The organism is Sphingopyxis sp. J-6, assembly GCF_046603995.1.
Taxonomy (GTDB): domain Bacteria; phylum Pseudomonadota; class Alphaproteobacteria; order Sphingomonadales; family Sphingomonadaceae; genus Sphingopyxis.
On record NZ_CP145810.1, the window covers coordinates 2,736,496 to 2,757,125 of the forward strand.

The 20,630-nt window shown below is 64.3% G+C and carries 27 protein-coding genes; 15 read left to right on the top strand and 12 right to left on the bottom strand.

What is annotated here, in order from left to right; translation table 11 throughout:
• Positions 1 to 30: 30 nt before the first annotated feature.
• The 3 genes from V6U71_RS13270 to V6U71_RS13280 form a co-directional block, all read right to left on the bottom strand.
• Positions 31 to 306 (bottom strand): hypothetical protein, encoded by a 276-nt coding sequence (locus tag V6U71_RS13270; protein ID WP_054727924.1) that lies wholly within the window; start codon positions 304 to 306, stop codon positions 31 to 33.
• 79 nt (positions 307 to 385) lie between these two features.
• Positions 386 to 1,177, bottom strand: a complete 792-nt coding sequence (locus V6U71_RS13275; RefSeq protein ID WP_411338902.1) for a DUF1206 domain-containing protein — start codon at positions 1,175 to 1,177, stop codon at positions 386 to 388.
• A gap of 164 nt (positions 1,178 to 1,341) precedes the next feature.
• Positions 1,342 to 2,007, bottom strand: coding sequence for an alpha/beta hydrolase (locus V6U71_RS13280; protein WP_411338903.1), 666 nt, complete (start codon positions 2,005 to 2,007; stop codon positions 1,342 to 1,344).
• 192 nt (positions 2,008 to 2,199) lie between these two features.
• Between V6U71_RS13280 and V6U71_RS13285 the strand changes: the two genes are divergently transcribed.
• Both V6U71_RS13285 and V6U71_RS13290 read left to right on the top strand, forming a co-directional pair.
• A complete protein-coding gene (locus V6U71_RS13285; RefSeq protein WP_411338904.1) occupies positions 2,200 to 3,135 on the top strand; it encodes an SDR family oxidoreductase in 936 nt (311 codons plus the stop codon).
• A 190-nt stretch (positions 3,136 to 3,325) separates the two neighbouring features.
• Positions 3,326 to 3,622 carry a plasmid stabilization protein gene (locus V6U71_RS13290; RefSeq protein ID WP_411342354.1) on the top strand — a complete coding sequence of 99 codons (297 nt, stop codon included), beginning with the start codon at positions 3,326 to 3,328 and terminating at the stop codon, positions 3,620 to 3,622.
• 36 nt (positions 3,623 to 3,658) lie between these two features.
• On the opposite strand, the gene V6U71_RS13295 is transcribed toward V6U71_RS13290, so the two are convergent.
• Positions 3,659 to 3,883 carry a hypothetical protein gene (locus V6U71_RS13295; protein WP_411338905.1) on the bottom strand — a complete coding sequence of 75 codons (225 nt, stop codon included), beginning with the start codon at positions 3,881 to 3,883 and terminating at the stop codon, positions 3,659 to 3,661.
• A gap of 360 nt (positions 3,884 to 4,243) precedes the next feature.
• Here V6U71_RS13295 and V6U71_RS13300 point away from each other — a divergent pair, with 360 nt between their 5' ends.
• Entirely contained in the window at positions 4,244 to 5,275 is a 1,032-nt protein-coding gene (locus V6U71_RS13300) for a mannose-1-phosphate guanylyltransferase (RefSeq protein ID WP_411338906.1), read from the top strand.
• A gap of 31 nt (positions 5,276 to 5,306) precedes the next feature.
• On the opposite strand, the gene V6U71_RS13305 is transcribed toward V6U71_RS13300, so the two are convergent.
• A complete protein-coding gene (locus tag V6U71_RS13305; protein ID WP_411338907.1) occupies positions 5,307 to 5,570 on the bottom strand; it encodes a DksA/TraR family C4-type zinc finger protein in 264 nt (87 codons plus the stop codon).
• A 102-nt stretch (positions 5,571 to 5,672) separates the two neighbouring features.
• On the opposite strand from V6U71_RS13305, the gene ligD reads away from it, so the two are divergent.
• From ligD to V6U71_RS13325, 4 genes are all read left to right on the top strand, one after another.
• Positions 5,673 to 7,556: a DNA ligase D gene (gene ligD / locus V6U71_RS13310; protein WP_411338908.1), complete on the top strand. Its 1,884-nt coding sequence runs from the start codon at positions 5,673 to 5,675 to the stop codon at positions 7,554 to 7,556.
• On the top strand, positions 7,553 to 8,356 hold the full coding sequence (xth, locus tag V6U71_RS13315; RefSeq protein ID WP_411338909.1) for an exodeoxyribonuclease III: 804 nt from the start codon (positions 7,553 to 7,555) through the stop codon (positions 8,354 to 8,356). The genes ligD and xth overlap by 4 nt, the downstream gene beginning before the upstream one ends.
• The gene (locus tag V6U71_RS13320) at positions 8,353 to 8,730 is read left to right on the top strand and encodes a hypothetical protein (protein ID WP_411338910.1); all 378 of its coding nucleotides are present in this window, start codon (positions 8,353 to 8,355) and stop codon (positions 8,728 to 8,730) included. Before xth ends, V6U71_RS13320 begins: the two co-directional genes overlap by 4 nt.
• 183 nt (positions 8,731 to 8,913) lie before the next feature.
• The gene (locus V6U71_RS13325; RefSeq protein ID WP_411338911.1) at positions 8,914 to 9,798 is read left to right on the top strand and encodes a Ku protein; all 885 of its coding nucleotides are present in this window, start codon (positions 8,914 to 8,916) and stop codon (positions 9,796 to 9,798) included.
• A 38-nt stretch (positions 9,799 to 9,836) separates the two neighbouring features.
• Here V6U71_RS13325 and V6U71_RS13330 read toward each other — a convergent pair whose 3' ends face one another.
• Entirely contained in the window at positions 9,837 to 10,079 is a 243-nt protein-coding gene (locus V6U71_RS13330) for a KTSC domain-containing protein (RefSeq protein ID WP_411338912.1), read from the bottom strand.
• A gap of 123 nt (positions 10,080 to 10,202) precedes the next feature.
• On the opposite strand from V6U71_RS13330, the gene V6U71_RS13335 reads away from it, so the two are divergent.
• Both V6U71_RS13335 and asd read left to right on the top strand, forming a co-directional pair.
• A complete protein-coding gene (locus V6U71_RS13335; protein WP_411338913.1) occupies positions 10,203 to 11,081 on the top strand; it encodes a GNAT family N-acetyltransferase in 879 nt (292 codons plus the stop codon).
• Between the two features lie 159 nt (positions 11,082 to 11,240).
• A complete protein-coding gene (gene asd, locus V6U71_RS13340) occupies positions 11,241 to 12,104 on the top strand; it encodes an archaetidylserine decarboxylase (protein WP_411338914.1) in 864 nt (287 codons plus the stop codon).
• A 130-nt stretch (positions 12,105 to 12,234) separates the two neighbouring features.
• Here asd and V6U71_RS13345 read toward each other — a convergent pair whose 3' ends face one another.
• On the bottom strand, positions 12,235 to 13,050 hold the full coding sequence (locus tag V6U71_RS13345) for a class I mannose-6-phosphate isomerase (RefSeq protein ID WP_411342355.1): 816 nt from the start codon (positions 13,048 to 13,050) through the stop codon (positions 12,235 to 12,237).
• Between the two features lie 407 nt (positions 13,051 to 13,457).
• Here V6U71_RS13345 and V6U71_RS13350 point away from each other — a divergent pair, with 407 nt between their 5' ends.
• Complete coding sequence (locus V6U71_RS13350; protein ID WP_054733396.1) at positions 13,458 to 13,643, top strand: YdcH family protein; 186 nt, start codon at positions 13,458 to 13,460, stop codon at positions 13,641 to 13,643.
• 227 nt (positions 13,644 to 13,870) lie between these two features.
• Positions 13,871 to 14,350, top strand: a complete 480-nt coding sequence (locus V6U71_RS13355) for an Hsp20 family protein (RefSeq protein ID WP_411338915.1) — start codon at positions 13,871 to 13,873, stop codon at positions 14,348 to 14,350.
• Positions 14,351 to 14,440: 90 nt separating this feature from the next.
• Here V6U71_RS13355 and V6U71_RS13360 read toward each other — a convergent pair whose 3' ends face one another.
• Complete coding sequence (locus V6U71_RS13360) at positions 14,441 to 14,710, bottom strand: usg protein (protein WP_062179463.1); 270 nt, start codon at positions 14,708 to 14,710, stop codon at positions 14,441 to 14,443.
• Positions 14,707 to 14,934 (bottom strand): hypothetical protein, encoded by a 228-nt coding sequence (locus V6U71_RS13365; RefSeq protein WP_056350214.1) that lies wholly within the window; start codon positions 14,932 to 14,934, stop codon positions 14,707 to 14,709. Before V6U71_RS13365 ends, V6U71_RS13360 begins: the two co-directional genes overlap by 4 nt.
• A 260-nt stretch (positions 14,935 to 15,194) precedes the next feature.
• Here V6U71_RS13365 and groES point away from each other — a divergent pair, with 260 nt between their 5' ends.
• The 3 genes from groES (at position 15,195) to V6U71_RS13380 (ending at position 17,430) form a co-directional block, all read left to right on the top strand.
• A complete protein-coding gene (groES, locus tag V6U71_RS13370) occupies positions 15,195 to 15,509 on the top strand; it encodes a co-chaperone GroES (protein WP_411338916.1) in 315 nt (104 codons plus the stop codon).
• 46 nt (positions 15,510 to 15,555) lie between these two features.
• Positions 15,556 to 17,175 (top strand): chaperonin GroEL, encoded by a 1,620-nt coding sequence (groL, locus tag V6U71_RS13375; RefSeq protein ID WP_411338917.1) that lies wholly within the window; start codon positions 15,556 to 15,558, stop codon positions 17,173 to 17,175.
• A 72-nt stretch (positions 17,176 to 17,247) separates the two neighbouring features.
• Positions 17,248 to 17,430, top strand: coding sequence for a hypothetical protein (locus V6U71_RS13380; RefSeq protein WP_411338918.1), 183 nt, complete (start codon positions 17,248 to 17,250; stop codon positions 17,428 to 17,430).
• Positions 17,431 to 17,495: 65 nt separating this feature from the next.
• Here the strand turns inward: V6U71_RS13380 and V6U71_RS13385 are convergent, their stop codons facing one another.
• The 3 genes from V6U71_RS13385 to V6U71_RS13395 form a co-directional block, all read right to left on the bottom strand.
• Positions 17,496 to 17,699: a hypothetical protein gene (locus V6U71_RS13385; RefSeq protein WP_411338919.1), complete on the bottom strand. Its 204-nt coding sequence runs from the start codon at positions 17,697 to 17,699 to the stop codon at positions 17,496 to 17,498.
• A 150-nt stretch (positions 17,700 to 17,849) separates the two neighbouring features.
• Positions 17,850 to 18,032, bottom strand: a complete 183-nt coding sequence (locus tag V6U71_RS13390; RefSeq protein WP_294048412.1) for a hypothetical protein — start codon at positions 18,030 to 18,032, stop codon at positions 17,850 to 17,852.
• Positions 18,033 to 18,194: 162 nt separating this feature from the next.
• Positions 18,195 to 18,755 (bottom strand): type 1 glutamine amidotransferase domain-containing protein, encoded by a 561-nt coding sequence (locus V6U71_RS13395; RefSeq protein WP_411338920.1) that lies wholly within the window; start codon positions 18,753 to 18,755, stop codon positions 18,195 to 18,197.
• A gap of 847 nt (positions 18,756 to 19,602) precedes the next feature.
• Between V6U71_RS13395 and V6U71_RS13400 the strand changes: the two genes are divergently transcribed.
• Positions 19,603 to 20,526, top strand: coding sequence for an ATP-grasp fold amidoligase family protein (locus V6U71_RS13400; protein WP_411338921.1), 924 nt, complete (start codon positions 19,603 to 19,605; stop codon positions 20,524 to 20,526).
• Positions 20,527 to 20,630 lie beyond the last annotated feature (104 nt).

The window sequence follows — 20,630 nt, forward strand, 5'->3', positions numbered from 1 at the left end:
CCCTTCACCCTGCCCTTAGGGAAGGCAGTCTTATTTCTTCTGGGTGTCGCCGACGCCGGTTTCGGACGGAGCAATCTCGCCATTGTCGTCCATCGCGTTGGCCTTTTCTTCGCCTTGCTCTTCGACGACATCGGCCTTCTGCTCCATCGCCTCTTTGGCGGGACCTTCGGGCATCGCGTCGGCCTGATCGTCGATCGCCTCGGCCTTCGCTTCGGCCTGATCCTCGACCTTGTCGGCGGCAGGGCTTTGGCAGGCGCCGAGCGCAAGGGCCGAGGTTGCGGCGAGGGTTACAAACAGCTTTTTCATCGAGACTCTCCCTGTTGATGACTGCCCTGCTAACGCGGCGAAGCCCACAGGGTTCCGCGGGCCTGCGCGATGGGCATCGTCAGCGTCGCGCAGCCATGATCCGAGCGATCATATCTTCATCGCGAAGCCGCCGCCAGCGGGCCTCGACGAAGCTATGTACGCCGAACAGGAACAGCCCCGCGGCAACGAGCAGATAGAGCGGCGGATTGTCGGTGAGCGCCGAGAGCGCGTCGCCGAGGCCCTTGACCTCGCGGGCAGCGCCGAACCAGCCGCCGCGCACGAGCGAGGCGCCGATGACCGCGAACACGACCGCGCGCGCAGCAAGCCCCGCCCGCCCCACGGGCACGGCCCATGCAGGTGCTGCCGCATCGAGATCCTTCGCAAAATCGGTGGTCCAGGCCTTGACCGCCTGCTGCCCGGCCGCCGCGAGGAAGGCGGCGCCGACGAGCCCGAGGAGCAGGCCGCCAAGCGGCAGGTCGAGCAGCATGCCCGCCGCCTCTTTCTCGCGGCCGTCTTCGGCGCCGCCGCCCGAGGCAAGGCGAAGCGCCGCCCAGGCGAGAATGAAATGGGCGACGCCGCTCGCGGCATAACCTATCCGCACAGCGACGCCCTTCGCACCGGTTCCCTTGTTTTCGCTATCGAGCGCCGCCCCGTACAGGCGATAGGCGCCGTAAAGACCCAGACCCATCGCGAGAAGAGCAAGAAGGATCGAGCCAGCGGGCATATCGCGGACCGAGCGGAACACGGCTTGCGGACTGGCGTCGTCGGCCGACGAACCGGTGAGCGCTATCCATGCCAGCAGGCAATAGACGACGCCGCGCGCGAACCACCCCGTCCGCGCAAATGTCTCGAGCCGCCGCAGCTTGTTCATGATGCCTGTCCCCGAATGTTGACCTATCAGGCCAACGCCCGCTGCACCCGGCAGTTCCGCGCGGCTCCCACCCCGCCGCGGGTGCCCCCCTTTCCCTTCCCGGCCACCCCGCGTCGCTCGCCGACACCCGTGCGCCCGATGCCGCCGTGACGAAGCTGCGCGGTTCAGCCGCAGCTTCTCGCAAAGGCGCCGGTCACGAAGTCGCGGCCGGTCCGCAGTCCGACCGGGTCGACGCTGTGCGCGACGCCGTAGGAGATATGCGTCTCGACCTCGACGCCGAGCCGCTTCAACTGGCTCTCGGACATGTGCAGCGCCGCGATCGGCACGACGGGGTCGGCCGTGCCGTGCACCAGCAGGACTGGCGGTTTCGACGGAACATGATGCGCGAGATCGGCCGCGCCCGCGAGCATGCCCGAATAGCCGACGATAGCGGCAACGGCGCGGGGGCGGCGAAGGCCGACCTGAAGCGCCATCATCGTGCCCTGGCTGAAACCCACAAGGGCGAGATCGGCCTCGCTGAGGTCATATTGCGCGAGCTTGCGATCGATGAACGCGTCGATCGCCGGCGCTGCCGACGCAGCGCCTGCAGCCAACGCCGCCGGGGCGAAACCCGACAGCCCCCACCATTGGTAGCCCCCGCCCATTATCGAACATCGCTGCGGTGCATGCGGCGCAAGAAACAGCGTGTCTGGCAAGGCCTCCTGCCACTGCGGCGCCAGCGAAATCATGTCGGAGCCGCTCGACCCGAAGCCGTGGAGCAGCAGCACGATGTTTTTGGGGGCGCCTCCGGAGCGAGGTTGCAGGCTGGCACCGTTCACGATCTTCGACAAGCTTCTTCTCTCAGCTTCGGCGGCGCAGGGCGCGCCCCCGGGCGGTAAGGATTGCAACGCTGTATAGGTAGAAAGTCGGCCGCGCATTTCCAGACCACCGCCGCAGCGCAGCTCGGCATGAGCCAAGTGCTCCGCAACCAAGTGTGGGAACCGCCGGTTTGTCGATGACAGGCAGAACAGGAGGAGTCGGCAATGGCACGCAAATCAGAGGCCGGAAAGGTCGGAGAAACCGCGTCCGAGAAGCGCGGAAAACAGACGGCGGCAAGGAAACTGCGGAAGGAGGTCGGCGATACGAAGACGATCCGCACGCCGCCGAAAGACCGGGAATCCGATCTCGACCGCGCGCCGAAATGGGAGCCGCGCTATGCCGGTTCCGATCGGCTCAAGGACAAGGTCGCGATCGTGACCGGCGGCGACAGCGGGATCGGGCGCGCGGTAGCCGTATTGTTCGCCCGCGAAGGTGCGGATATCGCCATCGTTTACAAGAGCAACAAGGCCGATGCCGAGGAAACGGCTTCGCTCGTAGGCGCCGAAGGGCGCACCGCGATCCTCGTCAAGGCCGACGTGGGCAAAACCAGCGCCGGAAAGACTATCGTCGACAAGGTCGTGAGCAAGCTGAAGCGCATCGATGTTCTCGTCAACAATGCGGGCGAACAGCATCCGGCGGACGATATTCGCGACATCAGCCCGGAGCAGCTGCAGCGCACCTTCGCCACCAATATCTTCGGCATGTTCTATCTTGTGCAGGCTGCGCTGCCGCATCTCAAGAAAGGCGCGGCGATCATCAATTGCACGAGCGTGACCATGTATCAGGGGAGCGGTGGTCTGCTCGACTATAGTGCGACCAAGGGCGCCATTACCGCCTTCACGCGCTCGCTAAGCGAGAATCTGATCGAGAAGGGCATCAGGGTGAATGCGGTCGCGCCCGGCCCGATCTGGACCCCGCTCAATCCACGCGGCGGAGCGCCAGCCAAAAAAGTTGAAAGTTTTGGCGAGACGACGCCGATGAAGCGACCGGGAGAGCCCAACGAGGTCGCACCGAGCTTCCTCTTTCTTGCGTGCGACGACAGCAGCTACATGTCGGGCCAGGTGCTCCACCCGAACGGCGGAACGGTCGTCAACGGATAGACCGCGCCGAGCGGCAATCATAGCTGGGCGCCGCCGCCGCTCGCAACGATTGTCACGCGGTGCCGACACGGCCAGCGCGCTCGTGTCCGTCTCCGGAAGCGAGGTCTTGCATGTCACCGATTAGCGTCTTTAGCGGAACCCCAAGATGTTCCGTTGGTTGACCAAAGGGGGCCGGATAGGGAGAATTGTCATGCCCCGTGGGGACAAATCGAGCTACACCGACAAGCAAAAGCGCAAGGCCGAGCATATCGAAGAAAGTTATGAGAAGCGCGGCCTCGGCAAGAAGGAAGCGGAGAGCCGCGCATGGGCAACGGTGAACAAGGAGTCGGGCGGCGGCAACAAGTCGGGTTCCGGCCGTGGCCAGCCCGATACCCATGAAGCCTCGAGAAAAGGTGGCCGCAAAAGCGGTGCGGGCAAGAGCAGCGAAAAGCGATCGGCGGCCGCGAAAAAGGGTTGGGAAACGCGCCGCCGAAATGCCAAGGGATAGCGGCGGACGAGATTAGCAAGGACCGACAAAGAGCCCCTATACGGGCGCTCCGGTCCAGGCAGCGCTGCCGTCACCATCATAAGATTTCAGCCGATCGACAAGGCTTCGGCGCTCCGCCGCTACCTCGCGCAGGAGGAGGATCGCGGCCTCCCGGTCGAGGCCGACAGGATCAAGGCGGCCTTGATCGATCCTCGCGATGAGATCGGAGAGGAATTTCAGTTCTTGACCGGCCAGCATCAGAAATGTGTCGCTCTGGTTCATGCCTGTTCAACGCCCCGGCGCCCCGGCGGGCTGCATCAGGCGGAGGTAAAGTCCGACCGGCAAGCCTCCCCAACCTTCGTCGTTAAAGCATTCTTCTCGCCGACTTCGCAATCTTCCGGCGCGACAGGACACGGGGCCAAGCTCAATCCGGACCACGCATGCGAGGAATCGGTATAACCTGCGTTAATCAGACCGGGATTTCGGGCCTTTTCCCATAAGCAGGGGCAACTCGCTCGCTTGCGCGGCGTTCGTGCGGACATGGTCCAGCCGGTCGCTAATTTCGAAAACGGCGGAGAGTCTCGGCGCGCCGCGACCGGGTCGAACTCGCGCCCATCCGCCCGATCCTGGAAGGTTGATCCTATGTCTGCGACGATCCAGCCCGTCATCCTTTGCGGCGGCGCGGGTACGCGCCTCTGGCCCGCTTCCCGCGGCGCGCGTGCCAAACAGTTTCTGGATATCATCGGAAAGGAGAGCCTGTTCGCCCGCACGCTCGATCGGGCAACCGGAGCCGGCTTTTCGGAGCCGCTCATCGTGTGCGGCGCCGAGCATGTCGCGATGGTGCGCGAGCAATCCGAGGGTCGCGATCTTCGGCTGATCGTCGAGCCCGCGGCGCGCAACACCGCTGCCGCCATCGCACTCGCGGTCGCTTCGTCGGCCGATGACGTGCTGCTGCTCGTCATGCCGAGCGATCATGTCATCGCCGATGTAGCCGCTTTCCGGGGCGCCATCGCCAAAGCCGCCGATCTTGCGCGCGACGACTGGCTGGTCACATTCGGCATCGCCCCCGATCGGCCCGACACCGGCTTCGGCTACATCGCCAGCGGCGCACCGCTCGGCGACAGGGGATTTGCCGTCGCCCGCTTCGTCGAGAAGCCGCCGCTCGCCGATGCCGAAGCGATGCTTCGCGAGGGTGGCTACAGCTGGAACGCCGGCATCTTCCTCTTCCGGGCCGGTCGCATGCGCGAGGCGATGCTCACGCATTGCCCGGCCATATATCGCGCGGCGGAAGCCGCGGTCGCCAATGCGCTGCACGATTGCGATGCCCTGCACGCGGCAAGCGCGCCGTTCCAACAGGCGCCCTCTGATTCGATCGACTATGCCGTGATGGAGAAAGACGCCCGCGTCGCGGTCGTCCCCGTGTCGATGGGCTGGTCGGACCTCGGCAGCTGGCAGGCGGTGCACGCGCTCGCAGGTGCCGACGCAGCCGGTAATGCTTGCAGCGACGATCTTTTCGCACACGACAGCCACAATTGCCTCGTCCGCGCGCCCGGAAAACGCGTGTCGCTCGTCGGCATGGACAATGTCGGCGTCATCGTCGACGGCGACGATATCCTCGTTATCGCGCTCGACCGATCGCAGGAGGTCCGGGCCGCAGCCAAGGCGCGCGCCTGAAATCCATGCCGCGGCCCGCTTTCCCAAGGGGTCAGCGCAGCTGACTGTCCTTGCTTCCCCGGCGGTTGAAACCGGCCGGACGGCGTTCGGCGTCGCGAAGCGTCTGGCACCCGATGCAGGTACGGCTCGCAGGCAAGGCCTTTCGCCGCGCCTCCGGAATCCGCTCGCCGCAATCGTCGCAATAGTCCGCGCCCTTGCCGGACAGCAGCCGCAGGCGCGCCTCCTTGACGGCATCGCTCACCGTGTCGTCGATCTGCGCCTGAACGGCGCCGTCGCGCGCCCAGCCATTCGCCATGTTGAAGCTCCATGTCTCGGGGACGAAAATGGGAACGCATGGCGGGGCGGGCAAGTTGCCCCGCCACCGGGAACGATCGCGGCGCCGGATGGTCTTGAGTCCATGGCCAGAAAGACCGCCGCACCGAGCGCTGCAGACCGCGCCCCCTCTTCGAAGCGCGGCGAACGAAGGGCTGCGGCTCCCCCGCCCTTTCGTCCGGTCCAGCTGGCGACGCTCGTCGACAGCGTTCCCGCCGGCAGGGGCTGGGTTCACGAGATGAAATATGACGGCTACCGCCTGCTGATCGCGGTCGGCGGCGGCGAGGCCCGCGCCTATACGCGCTCGGGTCTCGACTGGTCGGAGCGCTTCGCGCCGCTCCTCGCCGAGGCCGCAAAGCTGAAGGTGGACAGTGCGTTGATCGACGGCGAAGCGGTCGTGCTCGATGCTGAAGGCCGCTCGCGCTTCCAGTCGTTGCAAAACGCCCTCAAGGCCACCCCGGACAGCATCGACTATTTCGCGTTCGATCTCCTCGAGCTCGACGGCGAGGATCTGACCCCCCTCCCCCTCCTCGATCGCAAGGCGCATCTCGCCAAAATCCTTCCCAAGGCCTCCAGGCATATCCGCTTCTCGGACCATATCGAGGGCAGCGGCGAGAAGCTGCTTGAAAGCTTCTGCGCCGCAGGTCTCGAAGGGGTCATCTCGAAGAAGGCCGACGCGCGCTATGTCGGCTCGCGCGCGGGAAGCTGGCTCAAGGCGAAGTGCATCAAGCGGCAGGAGTTCGTCATCGTCGGCTGGACGCCTTCCGACAAGTCGCGCGCGTTCCGCTCGCTCATGCTCGGCGTGCATGAGAAGGGCGCGCTGCGCTACGCGGGCAAGGTCGGGACCGGATTCGATACCGAGGAGCTCTTCCGCCTCCAGGCGATGATGAAGCCGCTCGAACGAAAGGAGCCGACGGTGAAGGCGCCCCGCACCGAGACGCGCGGCGCGCACTGGATCGAGCCGAAGCTCGTCGCCGAGATCGCTTTTACCGAGATGACAAACGAGGGCACGCTCCGCCACCCGAGCTATCTCGGACTTCGCGAAGACAAGAAGCCGGAGGCCGTGGTCGTAGAGAGCGAAGAAAAGGTTGCGGTGGCGACGAGCGTCTTCCCCGTTCCGATCAGCAACTCCGACCGCGTCATCTTTCCCGAGGCGGGGCTCACCAAGGGCGAGCTTGCAGAATATTATGCCGCACTCGCGCCGATCATGCTGCCGTGGGCGGGTTCGCGCCCGATCAGCCTCGTGCGCTGTCCGCAGGGCCGCGCCAAGAAATGCTTCTTCCAGAAACATGATGCCGGAAGCTTCGGCGATTCGGTGAAGCAGGTCGCGATCGAGGAGAAGGATGGCGACAACCAGCCCTATCTCTACATGGACACGCCCGAGGGCCTGATGACCTGCGTCCAGATGGGCACGATCGAATTCCATGGCTGGGGCGCGCGCATCGAGGATGTCGAGAAGGCCGATCGGCTCGTCTTCGATCTCGATCCCGACGTCGGTCTCGATTTCGAGGCGGTGCGCAGCGCCGCCTTCCAGTTCCGCGACATCCTGAAGCAGATGGGCCTCGAGACCTTTCCAATGCTAACCGGCGGCAAGGGCGTCCATGTGATCGCCCCGCTCGTGCCGCGCGCCGAATGGCCCGAGGTCAAGGACTTCGCGCACCGGCTCGCCCGCGCCGTCGCGCAAATGGATCCCGACTGCTTCACCGCCGCCCTCCCCAAGGCGCAGCGCAAGGGCCGGATCTTCGTCGATTATCTCCGCAACCAGCGCGGCGCGACCGCGGTGATGCCCTATTCGGCGCGCGCCCGCGAGGGCGCGCCGGTCGCCGCGCCCATCAGCTGGAAGGAAATGGAGACGATCGACAAGCCGTCGCATTTCCGCATCACCGACGCGAAGGAGCTTCTGAAGCGCGCGAGCCTCAAGGCCCTGCAAGGCTGGGGCCGCGCCGACCAGACGCTGCCCGACCTGTGAAGATCGCGACCTATAATGTGAACGGCATCGGCGGCCGCCTCGACATTCTGCTCGGCTGGCTCGCGCAGGCCGAGCCCGACATCGTCTGCCTGCAGGAATTGAAAGCCCCTCAGGAGAAATTCCCCGAGAAGGCGATCCGCGACGCGGGCTATGACGTGATCTGGCACGGCCAGAGCCGCTGGAACGGCGTCGCGATGCTGAGCCGCGTCGGCGAAATCCACGAAACGCGCCGCGGGCTCCCCGGCGATCCCGGCGACGAGCAGAGCCGCTATATCGAGGCCGCGGTCGGCGGCATCCTCGTCGCCGGCCTCTATCTTCCCAACGGCAACCCCTGGCCCGGTCCGAAGTTCGATTACAAGATGCAGTGGATGGCGCGGCTCGACGCGCATCTGACAACGCTCTTCGACCTCGATGCCCCCATCGTCATCTGCGGCGACTTCAACGTCATTCCCACCGACCTCGATGTGTACAAGCCCGCGAACTGGAAGAAGGACGCGCTCTTCGCGCCCGAAGCCAAAGCCGCCTACCGGCGCATCCTCGACCAGGGCTGGACCGATGCGATCCGTCACCTGCATCCCGAGGAGCGCATCTACAGCTTCTGGGCTTATTGGCGGCGCTCGTTCGAACGCAATGCCGGCATCCGCATCGACCATCTGCTACTAAACAAGCCCGCGGCGAAGCGGCTCGAGGCAGCCGGCGTCGACACCCGCCCGCGGGCGCTCGACAAGACGAGCGACCATGCGCCCGCCTGGATCGAACTTGGCGCGGGCTCCACAAAGCGAAAGCGCAAGGCGTCATGACGCGCACCATCGCCGGCTGGAAGCTGCCACCAGCCGAGCGCGACCAGCTGATCGAACGGTTCGAACCGCGCTATGCCGAGCTGGTTGCCGACCATGTGACGCTCCGCTTCGGGACCGCCGAGGACACGCCCCTACCCGCCGCGCACGCGGGCGAGATCGTCGGCGAAGTCGACGACGGCGCGGGCGTCCAGGCGCTCGTCGTGCGCATCGGGGGCACCACCGATCGCGGCGACGGCAGCCATTATCATATCACCTGGTCGCTTGGGCCGGGCCGCGAGGCGAAGGAGAGCAACGACGTGCTCGCCGCAACGAAATGGCAGCGGGTGCATCCTCCGATCGCCATCGCGCTCGCGCCCGCGCGCTGGACCGTCTGACAAGCTCGGATCGGCAAGTCGCGGGCCGCGAAAACGGCAGGCGCGCGCGTTCGCGACTGTCCGGCCATTTCCAGCTCCCGCTTTCGATCCCGTTGCGGCGATCGGGCTTACCTTCCCATCGCCGGCGCGGAACGCTCGGCGACCGCGCGCATTGAAGGAGCATTGGCAAAGGAGTGAGTGACGATGGCTGCGCGCCCTTATTGGAAAGGCCAGATCCGCCTGGCGCTCGTTTCGATCCCGGTCGAGATCTATTCGGCGACGAAGAGCGGGGCGACGATCGCGTTCAACCAGATCCACGAGCCGACCGGCAAGCGCATCAAATATGAAAAGGTCGTCCCCGGCGTCGGCCCGGTCGACGTCGACGAGATCGTCAAGGGATTCCAATATGCCAAGGACCAATATGTGCTGCTCGACGACGAGGAGATCGAAGGGGTCAAGCTCGAGAGCAAGAAGACGCTCGAGCTCACGCAGTTCGTCGAGGCCGAGGATATCGACGAGATCTATTTCGAGAAGCCCTATTATGTCGTCCCCGCCGACGACCTTGCCGAGGAAGCGTTCATCGTGCTGCGCGAGGCGCTGCGCCGCACGGGCAAGGTCGGTCTCGGCCAGCTCGCGATGCGCGGCCGTGAATATGTCGTCAGCATCAAGGCGTGCGGCCGGGGTCTCGTCATGGAGACGCTGCGCTATGCCGACGAGGTCAACAAGGCGGCGAGCTATTTCCGCGACATTGCCGACAGCGATCCCGACGAAGACCTGCTCGACCTCGCGACGACGCTGATCGACAAGAAGACGGGCAAGTTCGACGCGAGCGACTTTCACGATCGCTATGTCGAGGCGCTGAAGGAGCTTATCGAGCGCAAGAAGAAGGGCAAGACGCTCAATCTCGACGACGGGAAGGACGAGAAGGCGCCGAGCGGATCGAACGTCGTCGACCTGATGGCGGCGCTCAAGAAATCGATCGGCGACGGCGGTGGGAAGGCCAAGGCCGCCAGCGCCAAGAAGGCGCCCGCCAAAAAGACCCCGGCGAAAAAAACGCCCGCCAAGCCGGCAGCGCGCAAGCGCGCATGAGCGGCGCCTCCGCAGGGGCGATCGTCACCGCCCCACTGTCAGGCACCAGGACCGAACCGCCGGCGCGCCGGGTCGCGCTCGCAGCGGAAATGATCCTTGATATGCGCGTTGAAATAGGCGCCGAGCGAATCCGCGGCGCACAGCCCGTCGTAGATCGCGCGCGGGACGCCATGATAAAGATATTTGCCGCTGTCCCGGAAGCTGATGGAAAGCACCGACGCTGCCTCGTCATAGGCGACATGGTCGATCATGGTCGAGCGGGTGAAGCGGCGCGCGCGCATATGGGCAGAGCGCGTCGCAGCCGCACAGGTTCCCACCAGGGCGCGGGCAAGCGCGCGCCGCCGGTCCGAGCGAGCGCCCCCTCCCCGCAGACCCGCCCCGCCTCTCCTTGCCGGCCCTGATCGATGACAACCGAGCCGACAGCCGACGAGCTTCGCGCAATCGCCGAACACCGCGGGATGAAACTCGTCCGGTCGCGAAAGCGAACGCCGGGCGTCGGCGACTATGGGAAGTTCGGCCTCACCGATGCGGCGGGCAAGCCGCTCCTCGGGATCGGCGAACAAGGGCTCATGGCAAGCGCCGCCGACATCGCGCACTATCTTCGCGGCGGCGCGGCCGACAGCTGGAAACTCTCGGCCGAACGCGAACCCGCGGCGAAGTCTGCCAAGAAGGCACCCAAAGCCGCCGAACCCATCGAGGAGCATTCGCCTATCCGCCGACGCGGAAAAACGAGTCCGCTACCGTCACCCGAGCCTGCACGAAGGCGGCAGGATCCGCCGCCGCCGCCGAAAGCCAAGCCGGTGCTGAGGATCGTCAAACCCGAAGTCCTGCCGGAATCCGAGCTCAGCCTGCGGCCCGCGACGGGCAAGGACCGAAAAGCTCTCGCCCGTCTGCTCGCCCAGCTTGCCGAGCCGCCCAAGCGCATATCGATCGATGCGAATATCGAGGCGATCGGCAAAGCGAAGGCCGGGCTTCTCGTCGCCGATGCCGGCGGGCTGGTCGGATGCTGCGCCTGGGCGGTCGTTCCGACCTTGCAGCACGGCCTCGTCGGCCGCGTCACCCTGCTGCTTGTCGACGGCGAGCGTCGGCGGCGCGGCATCGGGACGGCGCTCCTGACCGCCGCCGAGACGGCTCTCGCCAAGGGCGGATGCGGCACGATCGAGATCATGAGCGACATCATGATCAACAACGCCCACAACTTCCTGCGCGCGCGGAACTATGAGCAGAAGAGTTACCGCTTCGTCCGTTCGGCGGGAGGGGCGCTAAAGGCCCGGCGAGACTGAGCGCGCGCCCTACCCGATTATTTTCCGCTCCCGGCCATGCGCCTTCCTTACCCCACGACATCGGGATAAAGCATCACCGCCGGAACGAAGAGGCGGGCGCCGTCGTCTCTCCCCAGGCGATCGGCTTTCCCTCCGAAGGATCGACCAACGGATGATATCATGTTCGAGCGCCTGACAATTCTTGCCCAGCATGCGATGCCGAAGCGGCGGCTGACCGAATTCGCCGGCCGTGTTGCCGCGTCGTCGGGCCGGCTGACCCCGCGACTGATCCAATGGCTCGTCGCCAAATATGGCGTCGACATGAGCGAAGCGGAAAATCCCGACATCCGCAGCTATGCAAACTTCAACGACTTCTTCACGCGTCCGCTGAAAGCCGGCGCTCGCCCGCGGGCGGAGGCCGATTTCATCTGTCCGGTCGACGGTGCCATCAGCCAGTTCGGCGCCATCGACGATCATCACATCGTCCAGGCCAAGGGCCACCGTTTCACCACCACCGCGATACTGGGCGGCGACGCTGCCCTCGCCGCGACGTTTCGCGACGGCAGTTTCGCCAACCTCTATCTTTCGCCCAAGGATTATCACCGGCTGCACATGCCGTGCGACGGGGAGCTCAGACGCATGATCCACGTCCCGGGCTCGCTCTTTTCCGTCAACCCGACGACCGCGCGCGGGGTGCCCGGCCTTTTCGCGCGCAACGAGCGGGTCATATGCCTGTTCGAGTCCCCCACTCACGGCCATTTCGCGATGATACTCGTAGGTGCGACCATCGTCGGCAGCATCGCAACGTCATGGCATGGCGTGGTGAATGCGAAGCGATCGGGCAAGATATCGTCGTGGTCCTACGCCCCCGATGAAGTCGCGCTGCGCAAGGGCGACGAGATGGGTCGCTTTCTCCTCGGCTCAACGATCGTGATGCTGTTCGAGAAGCAAGCGATCGCGTTCAACCCCGATTGGTTTCCCGAACGGCCGGTGCGCCTCGGAGAGGAGATGGGAAGCGCCGTAGAGAAAGCCTCGGGCGGATAGCCGATCAACCCTGTAACATGCGCGGCAGCCGACGCGCCTCGCTAGGCGTCTCGGGCGGCAGGACGGTGCCAGGCCAGTTGGCGCAGGCGGATCGCCCTCCATCGGTGACGCGCCAAGGTCGCGCAGGGCGTCAAGGCTTGTGCCAACCCGCCAGAAAACGCGCGCCGGCTCCGGCCTCGATGGTAGCGACGTCCTCGGTCCACAGGCACTCGCCCGCCTGCGCGGTCACGCCGTCAGCTGCGACCGTGCCGCTGAGTGGGACGATCATCGCCCCATCCCTCGCATCGGCAAGCGGCGAAAGGTCGTTGGCGTTCAGGTGCGCGACCACGAGATGGCGGCTGTCGAGCAACAACGCACTCTCTGCGATATCGACTTGGCGGCAGAGATCGCGTGACATTGGCGCGGCCTTCGCGACCGCCGTCCCATCGGCGAGGTGCAGCTCGCGCGGGCGGCCGTAATCGTAGAGACGATAGGTAACATCGACATTCTGCTGGATTTCGACGAGCGTGACCCCCGCACCGATTGCATGGACGGTTCCGGGCGGAATATGAAAGAACATGTTCGCCCGCACGGGATGCCACTCCATGAGCGCCTCGATAGCACCCGAGCGGGCGGTATCGGCGAGTTCGCGCTCGCCGAGCGCGCGAAGCGTACCAATTCCGAGCACCGCGTCCGGCTCAGCGTCGAGAATGTACCAGCATTCCTCCTTGCCTGCGGGAAGTCCGCGCGCCTGCGCCTGCCGGTCGTCGGGATGGACCTGGATCGACAGGCGCTCGCTCGTGAAGATATATTTCACGAGCAGCGGATTGGATTGGGCCGGACGAAACCAGATTTCGCCGACGCGGCCACCAGTCCGTGCATCGAAGGGCGGAGGAAGCCGATCGACGCCCCAGGGTTTCTCGACCCTAATCGTATCAAGCTTCTGTGCTTTCATGGTCACATCCATCACTCCCATTCTGAAGCATATGCCGGTTGGCTCCGGCGCAGCGCATATTCCCAGGCGCGGCCAGGAAGGCGAACAGCGCAAATGGCGCCGGCGACGCGCCGTAAGAGCGGGTAAAGCTGTTCCTCGCGAGTCGGCATGCTACCGAAACAATGGTCGCCGGACCGGGTTGCAGCGACTAACCCATGTTGTGACGATTTAGCTGTAGCGCGCCGATCGCCTCTACATCTTTGCTTCCCAATGCCGGCTGTCGTGCCTTCCCTGCGGGGCGCCGCGCGATGCTCTTCACAGCTTCCGACAGTCTCCCACAGGCGGACACTTCAACCCCTTGAAATCCCGACCATAGCTTTCCTACATCCACGCCGCAGCCGCTCGGGCTGCAACATCCTCAACTTGGCATGGAGAAGAAGATGTCCAGCAAACATATCGATTATCTGCGGCGCGAGCATGCCCGCCTCGACGCCGAGATCGATCGGGAGGCGCAGCGCCGCCAGCCCGACGAAGTCCTGATTGCGCGGCTCAAGAAGCTGAAGCTGGCGATCAAGGACCAGATCGCGGCATGGAGCCGCGATACCGGCGACAGTCGCGTCGCCTGACCCGATCGCGGAGCCGCGCGCGTTGCGGCTCCGCACTTTGGCGCTGCGGATTTTCGGAACATGGCGCATCCAGAATCTTCGCGCGCGCGACCTCTTGAAATCGAAAAAATGGCTTCCTAATTTTTTCCCGGATGCCGGATTTTCCGGGTCCTGAGGACATAGAGAGCGCCGGCTCTAAGTCCCGGCGCATCTCATGCCCGAATTGCTTCAATCAGGAGGATTTGGAAATGAGAACCGATTTTGACTTCACCCCCTACCGCCGCTCGACGGTGGGCTTCGATCATCTCTTCGACCTGCTCGAGAAGGGGCAGCGCGGCGAAACGTCCGATGGCTTTCCCGCCTTCGACATCGTGCGCGATGCCGATGACCGCTTCCGCGTCACGCTGGCGGTGCCTGGCTTCAAGGCCGACGAGATCGAGATCGTCGCGCAGCAGAACCAGCTCAGCGTCACGGGCAAGCCCGCCGAGGAAGACGCCAAGCTCGACTATCTCCACCGCGGCATCGCGCGCCGCGCGTTCGAGCGCCGCTTCCAGCTCGCCGACTATATCGAGGTCGGCGGCGCGAGCTTCGCCGACGGGCTGCTCTCGATCGAGCTCAGCCGCGTCGTCCCCGAGGCGATGAAGCCGCGCAAGATCGAGATCGGCGGCGGCGACACCGAGCCGCGCCGGATCGGATCGTCGAACGAAAAGACGCTCCAAAAAGCGTAACAACGGGCGGGGCCGCCGTTCAGCGTTGGCCCCGCCCTTCAATATCAAATTGCATTTAAACGCCGGACGGTGGCGGCCGCCGCCCCGATCTCAATCGAGCGAGCGAATGATATCTGCCGCACTCCACTCGGCGGGTCCGATCAGCATATCGTGCGCGATCCGCACCGAATGGAGTGCGGCTTCGATCTGCCGCCGCCACATGGCAAGAAAGTCGAACAGCACCGGGAAATCCGGTGGCAGATCATAATCCTGCCAGACGAAGAGCTGGAGCAGCGAGGGATGATCGGGCCGGTAATAATGGATCTCGGCGGTCGTCAGCCCGTAGCCGTCCAACTGTGCGATCAGCGCGCGGTCGGTCATGGCGCGCGCGTCTCGCCCCCGTCGAGCGACCGAAGCGCCGCGAGCACATCGTCGACTGGCACCGCTCGCCTCGCCCCCGGGGGTTTGCGAAGCGCGGGCTTGTTGCGGACCGCCGAGCGATCCGATGCCCAGGATGCGAGAAGGGCGCGCTTGACCTCGGGCTCGAGGCTCGGGTGACGCGCCACGTCGAAGGGATGAAGAAAACGGGAAAATGGCTCGGACATGATCGTGCCTCCTTCCTTGTAGCCTTTCCTTTCCTGTCGTGCGGCAGGCTGCCGCGACCAGAGATTTTGGAAAGGAAGCGAGACGAGTCAAGAGGTGTCAGCCCCTTGATAAGGGGCATTTGTTTTGCGCTGGCGCGAATGCGAAAAAATTTTCGTCGACCCTCTTGAAGCAAAAAATTCCGCTTCCTAGCTCATCGGCGCCGCGCGTCCCGGACAGGCGCGCCGGCTTATCATATCGCTATGCAACATGGAGGTTATGCATGCATTTCCGTCCCTTGCACGACCGTGTGGTCGTCCGCCGCATCGAAGCCGAGGAGAAGACCTCGGGCGGCATCATCATCCCCGACACCGCCAAGGAAAAGCCGCAGGAAGGCGAAGTCGTCGCCGTCGGTCCGGGCGCCCGCGCCGAGGACGGCACCATCGCCGCGCTCGACGTCAAGGCCGGCGACCGGATCCTGTTCGGCAAATGGTCGGGCACCGAGGTCCGCATCGACGGTGAGGAACTGCTCATCATGAAGGAGAGCGACATCCTCGGCGTGATCGAGCAGACCGAGGCGCTCAAGCAGGCGGCCTGATGCCGCACTCATCACCAACTGAAAGGACAGCAAGAAGGAGGTCAAAATGGCTGCCAAGGAAGTGAAATTTGCGTCGGACGCGCGTGATCGCATGCTGCGCGGCGTGGATACGCTTGCGAATGCAGTGAAGGTCACGCTGGGCCCGAAGGGCCGCAACGTCGTGATCGACAAAAGCTTTGGCGCACCGCGCATCACCAAGGACGGCGTCACCGTCGCCAAGGAAATCGAGCTTGCCGACAAGTTCGAAAATATGGGCGCGCAGATGCTGCGCGAGGTCGCGAGCAAGCAGAACGACAAGGCCGGCGACGGCACCACGACCGCTACCGTGCTCGCGCAGGCGATCGTCCGCGAGGGATCGAAGGCGGTCGCCGCGGGCATGAACCCGATGGACGTCAAGCGCGGCATCGACCTTGCCGTCACCACCGTCGTCGAGGACCTCAAGGCGCACGCCAAGTCGGTCGAAGCGAACAGCGAGATCGCGCAGGTCGCCACCATCTCCGCCAATGGCGACGAAGAAGTCGGCCGCATTCTCGCTGAGGCGATGGAGAAGGTCGGCAACGAGGGCGTGATCACCGTCGAGGAAGCCAAGAGCCTCGCGACCGAACTCGAAACGGTCGAGGGCATGCAGTTCGATCGCGGCTATCTCTCGCCCTACTTCATCACCAACGCCGAGAAGCTGAAGGTCGAGCTCGACGATCCGTACATCCTCATCCACGAGAAAAAGCTCTCGAACCTGCAGGCGATGCTGCCGCTCCTCGAGAGCGTCGTCCAGTCGGGCCGGCCGCTGCTGATCATCGCCGAGGATGTCGAGGGCGACGCGCTTGCGACGCTCGTCGTCAATCGCCTGCGCGGCGGGCTCAAGGTCGCCGCCGTCAAGGCGCCGGGCTTCGGCGATCGCCGCAAGGCGATGCTCGAGGATATCGCGGTGCTCACCGGCGGCAATGTCGTCAGCGAGGAGCTCGGGATCAAGCTCGAGAGCGTCACGATCAATATGCTCGGCCGCGCCAAGAAGGTCGTCATCGACAAGGATAATACGACGATCGTCGATGGCGTCGGCGCGAAGTCGGATATCGACGGCCGTATCGCGCAGATCCGCCAGCAGATCGAGACGACGACCAGCGACTATGACCGCGAGAAGCTGCAGGAGCGGCTTGCCAAGCTCGCGGGCGGCGTCGCGGTGATCCGTGTCGGCGGCGCGACCGAGGTCGAAGTGAAGGAGAAGAAGGACCGCGTCGATGACGCGCTCCATGCGACACGCGCGGCCGTGGAAGAAGGCATTCTTCCCGGCGGCGGCATCGCGCTCCTTCGCTCGCTAAAGGCGCTCGAAGGCCTCAAGGCCGCGAACGACGACCAGCAGTCGGGCATCGACATCGTTCGCCGCGCGCTCCGCGCCCCGGCGCGCCAGATCGCCGACAATGCCGGCGAGGATGGTGCATGGATCGTCGGCAAGCTGCTCGAGAGTGACGGATATAGCTGGGGCTTCAACGCCGCCACCGGCGAATATCAGGACCTCGTCAAAGCGGGCGTGATCGACCCCGCCAAGGTCGTGCGCACCGCGCTGCAGGATGCCGCGTCGGTCGCGTCGCTGCTGATCACCACCGAGGCGCTCGTCGCGGAGCTGCCGAAGGAGGAGAAGGCCGCGCCGATGCCGGCGATGGACTTCTGACATATCGAGGGCGGCGGGAAACCGCCGCCCTCACCTGCCACGTTTCTGTGCGGAGCATCAAGGAGATCGGCAATGCCGTTCGGAGGTCATAATATTCGAAATTGTGTGTCGGAGATCAAGCTGCGGCATGGCAAACAGGCCGACTTCATCGTCTCCAGGCAGGTGCAATGGTCGCGCGACCGCGGCAATGACGAAGAGATCGCATTCTGGAACGCCGTGCTGACTGACTTGCATCGAACCGCTTCTCCGCATTGAAAAGGTGGCCGCCAAGGGGCGCTCCGATCCGGGCGGGCGACCGCTTGCCAACCCATGCTTCCTATTCAGTTCGTTCGACCGGTCATGCCGCGGCTTTGCGCCCAGCCGTAGAGATCGGCGATCATGCCTCGCTCGATCTCGGGTTGCAGATAGATCACGACGGCTGTTTCGGCTTCCTTGTCGATGAAGCGCTTAGTCGCGTAGAAGACACCCTCTCGCTCGGTGTCGCCGCCCTCGATTTCGTCGGGCCATATCTCAATCGTTCGCACGGGCCTCTCCTTCCCATTCCGCTGTCCGCGATCGATGAAGGGAGAATGCCAAAGTGGTAGGAAGGTTGCACCTGGAACGGGCGCAACCGGGGAATAGAAAAGGCCGGGCCGCATCGAAGTGCGGCCCTGCCCCGAGAGGACGCCTCGGCGTCACTCTTCTTTCCGACGTCGGCGGTTCTGACGATTCTCGTCGTCGCGGCCAGCCTGGTGTCCCTGGTCCTGGTCATTGTCCTGACCGGGCTGGCGACGCTGCTGATCCTCCTGTTCCTGCTGGCCGGGATTCTCGTTCGGATTGCGATCGGGTTGGCCGCCCTGCTGGTCGTTCTGTCCCATGTGGGTCATCCTCTTTCCAAACTGCCTGGGCGGTAGGGTTTGAAGCGACGCGCCATAAAACAGCGAGTTCCCGCCGCTTTCGACAGCTTATCGCAAGAATCGCCGTGCCCGCACGCGATCGCCTTTTCACAATTCAACAGTCCCGTATTGAGCTCGGCACAGCTACGCCCGCGCCTTGCGATCGGCCACCGCTGCGACGATCGCATTGCAGAAGTCGGGCAGGTCGTCGGGACAGCGACTGGTGATGATATTGCCGTCGACCACGACGCTCTCATCGACCACCTGCGCGCCGGCATTGGCAACATCGGTGCGGATCGACTTGTAGCTCGTCATCCGCTTGCCCGATGCGAGCCCGGCTTCGACGAGAAGCCACGGCGCATGGCAAATCGCGGCAACCGGCTTGCCAGCACCTGAGAAGGCCCGAATGATCGAGATCGCCTTATCCTCGACCCGCAGCAAGTCGGGATTGATCTGGCCGCCCGGCAGGACGAGCGCGTCATAACGGTCGGTGTCGACGTCGGCGATCTTGAGATCGACTTCGACCTCGTCGCCCCAATCGTCTTCGTCCCAGCCGGTAATATCGTCGTCGTCGATCGATGCGATTTCGACCTCCGCTCCCGCGTCCTCCAGACGCTGAAATGGCACTTCAAGCTCGGATTGTTCGAAGCCATCTGTCGCCATGATCAGGATCCTGCAGCCGGCGAGTATATTGTCCTTGGTCATCGGAAAGCTCCTTTGCTGTCTCATGACCAATGCGCCGCGGCTATCGTCGTTCCCGCCCTTGCCCGCGCGCGCGGCTCTCCGTCCTCGTCTATCGGCAATGGCCGCACCGAGGCCTGAGGCCGTGATCGCGTCGAGGGCAGCCTCGACAATTTTCCAGAATGGCGGCGACCGTGCGTCTCATCTTTGCAACCTTTCTTCGCCAACTGCATTTGAACGGCGCACGGGCTTCGACGGTGATCGGTCGGTCTGCCGCCGCCATGTGCATCGCTTCGCGTATCGCCGCGGCTGTTCGATCCCACGTCTCAGTCGAATTGCCGTCGGCGTACGCATTCAATCGTCGTCCGCGCCGCTCCCCAACGTTGTCCGAATATCGGCGCGCATATCCGACTCAACGACATATCGCTCAGCTTGGCCGTCGGAGTGTGCTACGCGCCTAATGTTTGAGGCAAGCGGATGCTCCAATCAAATCATCGGATACACGGTCAGCATTTTTTCTGTTTGGGTATAGTCACGCCGGGGTCTTCCCCTCCCCACTTCCCCCCACTTCGCTCGAATAGGCTGACCGGTAGCAATCTTCCTTTGCCCGTTCATGAAGATCCGAGGTTGAGACGTGCGATGCTGCACGCGATCCGCAGCGGCGCGCGCGATCACGCGTTCCTCACCGGTTGGTCGCACCCGAGCGCCTGAGCGCTGCCTAGGTGATCGGAGGTTGGTCGATGATATGCCGGGAGCGTTTTCTGCGCCGCGTCGTTCGTATCCGCATGCAGCTTTGCCGCGATATAAACCTGGATCGGCCGAGCTTCCGCGATAGCGGCCACACTTCGCTCAGCCGTGAGACCGACATGGCATGAAACTCTCGCGCGCCTCGGAAGACCCGGCGAAAGTGGACAATGTCGGCTCCTCGATAGCCGCGCACCGGATTGCCCTTCTCTACGCCTTGCGTCATCGACGCCTGCCCGACTTGCTCAATCCGACGCGCTTCACCGAGCTCGTCCAGCTCCGCAAATTGAATGATCGGTCACCGTTGCAAACGATGCTGCTGGATAAGCTTGAGGCAAAACGCTTGGCCTCGAAGCAACTCGGCGCAAACTGGATCATACCGACGCTCTGGCAGGGCCAGATGCTGCCGCGCTTCATTCCGTTCGCCCTCCCATCTATCGTCAAAGCGCGTCATGGGTGTAACCAGTATCAAATCCTGGAGACGTTTCCGGATTGCCAACGCTGGAAGCAGGTCCAGCGAGCCGCGCGCCGGTGGCAGCGCCGGGAGTACGGCCGCTGGCTCGACGAATGGGCTTATCGCAATGTGCCTCGTGGCGTTTTCGCCGAGCCGTTGCTCGGCGGCGCACGTCCTCTCCCAATCGACTACAAGATCTACGTCTTTGGCGGTGTCGCGACGCACGTCCAGGTACATTTGGGGCGCGGTGTCCGTCACCGCTGGATATTGCATGACCGCAACTGGCGGCAGCTCGTGCCTGCCGCCGATCGACCTTCCAGACCCTCCTCCCTCGGGGCGATGCTGCAAGCTGCAGAGACGCTTGCCGGGAACCTAGCCTTCGTTCGGGTCGATTTTTACGAAATCGACTGCCAACCGCTTTTCGGCGAGTTTTGCCTTTATCCCGGCTCTGGCCTCGATCCTTTTGCAGCCGACTGGATCGACGTCGAGCTGGGAAGGCTTTGGAAAGATGCGTTGGAGAGATCCGGTTCCCCAGCGGCAAGTTCGCCGGACGCAAAGCACGCGCGGCCCACTGGGTATGATCCTTTCCAGATTTGATTCTCCATGAGAATTCGGCAGCGCCGGCGACGCCAGCTGCCCATTGGAGAGATCGAGTCACATTCGTCGATGCATTGACGTCGCAGCGCGACATATTGCGCCCA

Coding starts and splice junctions, on each gene's coding strand:
- V6U71_RS13270 (WP_054727924.1), bottom strand. CDS start 306: ATGAAAAAGCTGTTTGTAACCCTCGCCGCAACCTCGGCCCTTGCGCTC.
- V6U71_RS13275 (WP_411338902.1), bottom strand. CDS start 1,177: ATGAACAAGCTGCGGCGGCTCGAGACATTTGCGCGGACGGGGTGGTTC.
- V6U71_RS13285 (WP_411338904.1), top strand. CDS start 2,200: ATGGCACGCAAATCAGAGGCCGGAAAGGTCGGAGAAACCGCGTCCGAG.
- V6U71_RS13290 (WP_411342354.1), top strand. CDS start 3,326: ATGCCCCGTGGGGACAAATCGAGCTACACCGACAAGCAAAAGCGCAAG.
- V6U71_RS13295 (WP_411338905.1), bottom strand. CDS start 3,883: ATGAACCAGAGCGACACATTTCTGATGCTGGCCGGTCAAGAACTGAAA.
- V6U71_RS13300 (WP_411338906.1), top strand. CDS start 4,244: ATGTCTGCGACGATCCAGCCCGTCATCCTTTGCGGCGGCGCGGGTACG.
- V6U71_RS13305 (WP_411338907.1), bottom strand. CDS start 5,570: ATGGCGAATGGCTGGGCGCGCGACGGCGCCGTTCAGGCGCAGATCGAC.
- ligD (WP_411338908.1), top strand. CDS start 5,673: ATGGCCAGAAAGACCGCCGCACCGAGCGCTGCAGACCGCGCCCCCTCT.
- V6U71_RS13320 (WP_411338910.1), top strand. CDS start 8,353: ATGACGCGCACCATCGCCGGCTGGAAGCTGCCACCAGCCGAGCGCGAC.
- V6U71_RS13325 (WP_411338911.1), top strand. CDS start 8,914: ATGGCTGCGCGCCCTTATTGGAAAGGCCAGATCCGCCTGGCGCTCGTT.
- V6U71_RS13330 (WP_411338912.1), bottom strand. CDS start 10,079: ATGCGCGCGCGCCGCTTCACCCGCTCGACCATGATCGACCATGTCGCC.
- V6U71_RS13335 (WP_411338913.1), top strand. CDS start 10,203: ATGACAACCGAGCCGACAGCCGACGAGCTTCGCGCAATCGCCGAACAC.
- asd (WP_411338914.1), top strand. CDS start 11,241: ATGTTCGAGCGCCTGACAATTCTTGCCCAGCATGCGATGCCGAAGCGG.
- V6U71_RS13345 (WP_411342355.1), bottom strand. CDS start 13,050: ATGGATGTGACCATGAAAGCACAGAAGCTTGATACGATTAGGGTCGAG.
- V6U71_RS13350 (WP_054733396.1), top strand. CDS start 13,458: ATGTCCAGCAAACATATCGATTATCTGCGGCGCGAGCATGCCCGCCTC.
- V6U71_RS13355 (WP_411338915.1), top strand. CDS start 13,871: ATGAGAACCGATTTTGACTTCACCCCCTACCGCCGCTCGACGGTGGGC.
- V6U71_RS13360 (WP_062179463.1), bottom strand. CDS start 14,710: ATGACCGACCGCGCGCTGATCGCACAGTTGGACGGCTACGGGCTGACG.
- V6U71_RS13365 (WP_056350214.1), bottom strand. CDS start 14,934: ATGTCCGAGCCATTTTCCCGTTTTCTTCATCCCTTCGACGTGGCGCGT.
- groES (WP_411338916.1), top strand. CDS start 15,195: ATGCATTTCCGTCCCTTGCACGACCGTGTGGTCGTCCGCCGCATCGAA.
- groL (WP_411338917.1), top strand. CDS start 15,556: ATGGCTGCCAAGGAAGTGAAATTTGCGTCGGACGCGCGTGATCGCATG.
- V6U71_RS13380 (WP_411338918.1), top strand. CDS start 17,248: ATGCCGTTCGGAGGTCATAATATTCGAAATTGTGTGTCGGAGATCAAG.
- V6U71_RS13390 (WP_294048412.1), bottom strand. CDS start 18,032: ATGGGACAGAACGACCAGCAGGGCGGCCAACCCGATCGCAATCCGAAC.
- V6U71_RS13395 (WP_411338920.1), bottom strand. CDS start 18,755: ATGACCAAGGACAATATACTCGCCGGCTGCAGGATCCTGATCATGGCG.
- V6U71_RS13400 (WP_411338921.1), top strand. CDS start 19,603: ATGAAACTCTCGCGCGCCTCGGAAGACCCGGCGAAAGTGGACAATGTC.